The organism is Kribbella sp., assembly GCF_035655035.1.
GTDB lineage: Bacteria > Actinomycetota > Actinomycetes > Propionibacteriales > Kribbellaceae > Kribbella.
Map to the genome: position 1 here is coordinate 1 of NZ_DASRVN010000186.1, position 3,279 is coordinate 3,279.

Here is a 3,279-nt window from a genome sequence, read left to right on the forward strand (position 1 = left end):
AGATTGCAGAATGTTGACAATGGACACCGCGACTCGCCTCCTCCGTCTGCTTTCCTTGCTGCACTCGCGCCCTCAGTGGGACGGCGCCGAGCTGGCCGCGAGGCTCGAGATCACGCCGCGGACCGTACGCCGGGACGTGACGCGGCTGCGGTCGCTCGGCTACCCGATCGACGCGGAGGCCGGGATCGGTGGCGGCTACCGCCTCGGCCCGGGCGGCCGGCTGCCACCGCTGCTGCTCGAGGACGCCGAGGCGGTCGCAATCGCGGTCGGCCTGCGCGTCGCGACCACCACGACCGTGTCCGGCGTCGAGGAGGCGGCGATCTCCACGCTCGCCAAGCTCCACCAGGTGCTGCCCGTACGGCTGCGTGAACAGGTCGACGCCATCGCCGCGCACACCACGCAGCTCCCGCAGGGCGAGCTACCGGCCGTCGACGGCGCCGTACTCGTCACGCTCGCGGCCGGCTGCCGGCACACCGAGGGGATCCGGTTCGGCTACCGCACCCACGACGGTACGGAGTCCGAGCGCAGCGTCGAACCGTTGCAGATCGTCCACACCGGCAAGCGCTGGTACCTGGTCGCCCGCGATCGCGACCGGCAGGCATGGCGTACGTTCCGCGTCGACCGCATCACGCGCCCCGAGCTGACCGGATCCCGGTACCACTTCGACGACCCGCCGGACCCCGCCGCACTGGTTGCCGAAGGCACCGGAGTCGCACCGTGGGACCTCGTCGCCCGGCTCCGCGTCCAGGCACCCGCCGACACCGTCGCGAAGCTGATCCCACCCACCCAAGGAATCGTCGAACCGCTGGACGCCACCACCTGCGAGGTCCGCTTCGCCGCCAACGACCTCGGCCCGCTCGTCGCCCAGGTCACCCGGATCTACTGGCCCTTCGAGATCCTCGCCCCACCCGGACTCCGCGAAGCCGTCCACGAACACGCCCGCCGCCTGCTCGAGGCCTAGCTTTCGGCGAGCGCCTTCCGGATGCGCTTCTCGGACACCGGGTACGGCGTACCGAGGGTCTGGGCGAACAGGCTGATCCGGAGTTCCTCCAGCATCCAGCGGACCTCGAGGAGGCCGGGGCTCGGGTACTTGCCGGCCGGGACCGCGCGGAGCTTCTTGCGGTACTCGTCGGTGAGCATGTCGACGACGGCCATCCCGGACCGGTCCCGCGCCGCGTTCGCGCCGAGCTTGTCCAGGCGCTGTTCCATCCCGCGCAGGTACTTGACCAGATCGGGCAGCCGCTTCGCGCCGGTCTCGGTGATGAAGCCCGGGTGCACGAGTCCTTCGAGCTGACCGCGGACGTCGGAGAGCGCGGCGAGCAGGGCAGGCGACGACGCGCGCGAGATCTGCTTGTCGACGGTCCGCGCGTGCGCCAGTACCTGCTCGACCTGCTGCAGGATCGTCAGCACGGTGTCCGCGAGCTCCGACCGTACGGCGTCGCGCAGGATCGAGAAGGCGGTCAGATTCCAGGCCGGCCCGCCCGCGCCCGCCATCAACTGATCGACAGCGGCCGCGATCGCGTCGTCCAGCAACTCACCGACATTCCGGTGCGGCCCCGCCATCAGCGTCATCTTCTGCTGATTGCTCAGGTGACGCTGTACTACGTCGATCACCGACGGCATCGTCAGCAGCAGCAACCGCCGCGTACCGGCCCACATCGCGGCGGCCTGGTCGCGCTCGGTCTCCTGCAACCGGATCGCGACGCTCTTGCCCTCGTCGTACAGCGCCGGGTACCCGGCCACGGTGAGACCGTTGCGGTGCTCGGAGAAGCTGCGGGGGAGATCCCCGAACGTCCAGTCGGTGAGCCCGGACTTCTCCAGGCCGCTGACCGCCTTCGACGCGACCTGCGAGATCGCGGCCGTCGTCTTCGGCTTCAGCCTCTCCTTCAGCCTGGCGAGATCCTTGCCCTCGGCCACGGTCTTGCCCTGGTCGTCCTCGACCCGGAACGTCATCCGCAGATGTTCCGGCACCCGGCTCCAGTCCCAGTCGGCCGGCTCGATCACCACACCGCGCAGCTCCCGCAGCGCCCGCGCCATCGCGTCGGTCAGCGGCCCGGACGCCGGATCCAGCTCGGGCAGGATCTGCCGCGCGTGGTCGGGGGCCGGCACGATGTTCCGCCTGATGGTCTTCGGCAACGACTTGATCAGCGTGGTGACCAGCTCCTCGCGGAACCCGGGCACCGTCCACTCGAACCCGTCCGCGGTCACCTGGTTCAGCACCAGCAGCGGGATGTGCACGGTCACCCCGTCGGCGTCCGTACCCGGCTCGAACGCGTACGTGAGGTCGAACGTCATCCCGTTCTGCGTCCAGTGCAGCGGGAACTCGTTCTCCTTCACCTCGGCGCCCTCGCGGACCACCAGCGACCGCTCGAAGTCCAGCAGGTCGTGGTCGCGCTGCCGGGCCGTCTTCCACCAGGTGTCGAAGTGCCGCCCGGTGACCACCTCGGCGCCGATCCGCTCGTCGTAGAACGTGAACAGCGTCTCGTCGTCGACCAGCAGATCGCGCCGCCGGGTCCGTTCCTCGAGCTCCTCGACCTCTTCGATCAGCTTGCGGTTCTCGTGGAAGAACTTGTGGTGCGTGTCCCAGTCGCCCTCGACCAGCGCGTGCCGGATGAACAGCTCACGGGACACCTCGGGGTCGACCTTGCCGTAGTTTACCTTGCGCCGGGCAACGATCGGTACGCCGTACAGCGTCACCTTCTCGTACGCCATCACGGCGCCGGCCTTGCGTTCCCAGTGCGGCTCGGAGTATGAGCGCTTGATCAGGTGCGGGGCGAGCTCCTCGGCCCACTCGGGCTCGATCTTCGCGTTCACCCGGGCCCAGAGCTTCGACGTCTCGACCAGCTCGGCGGCCATCACGAACTGCGGCGGCTTCTTGAACAGCCCGGAGCCGGGGAAGATCGCGAACTTCGTGCCGCGGGCGCCGAGGTACTGGTGCTGGTTCGCCGGGTCCTTCATGCCGAGGTGGCTGAGCAGCCCGGACATCAGCGAGACGTGCACGGTCTGCGGATCCGCCGGGGCACCGGAATTCAGCGAGACCCCGATCTGGGACGCGACCTGGCGGAGCTGCGCGTAGATGTCCTGCCACTCGCGCACGCGCAGATAGTTCAGGTACTCGTTGCGGCACATCCGGCGGAACTGGTTGCCGGACAGCTCCTTCTGCTGCTTCTTCAGGTACCCCCAGAGGTTCAGGTACCCGAGGAAGTCACTGTTCGGGTCGCGGAACCGGGCGTGCGCCTGCTGGGCCTGCGCCTCGGCGTCGGTCGGCCGCTCGCGCGG

General features: G+C 69.3%; 2 protein-coding genes. One reads left to right on the forward strand and one right to left on the reverse strand.

The genetic code is table 11. From position 1 onward, the window contains the following. The first annotated feature begins 19 nt into the window (after window positions 1-19). The gene (locus VFF46_RS10940; RefSeq protein WP_325036964.1) at window positions 20-961 is read left to right on the forward strand and encodes a helix-turn-helix transcriptional regulator; all 942 of its coding nucleotides are present in this window, start codon (window positions 20-22) and stop codon (window positions 959-961) included. Here VFF46_RS10940 and hrpA read toward each other — a convergent pair. Further along, window positions 958-3,279: ATP-dependent RNA helicase HrpA (gene hrpA / locus VFF46_RS10945; RefSeq protein ID WP_325036965.1), on the reverse strand; the 2,322-nt coding region annotated here is incomplete at its 5' end. The two genes, VFF46_RS10940 and hrpA, sit on opposite strands and share 4 nt — an antisense overlap.

Excerpts from the sequence above, each read along its gene's own strand:
- VFF46_RS10940 (WP_325036964.1), top strand. The coding sequence starts at position 20 with ATGGACACCGCGACTCGCCTCCTCCGTCTGCTTTCCTTGCTGCACTCG.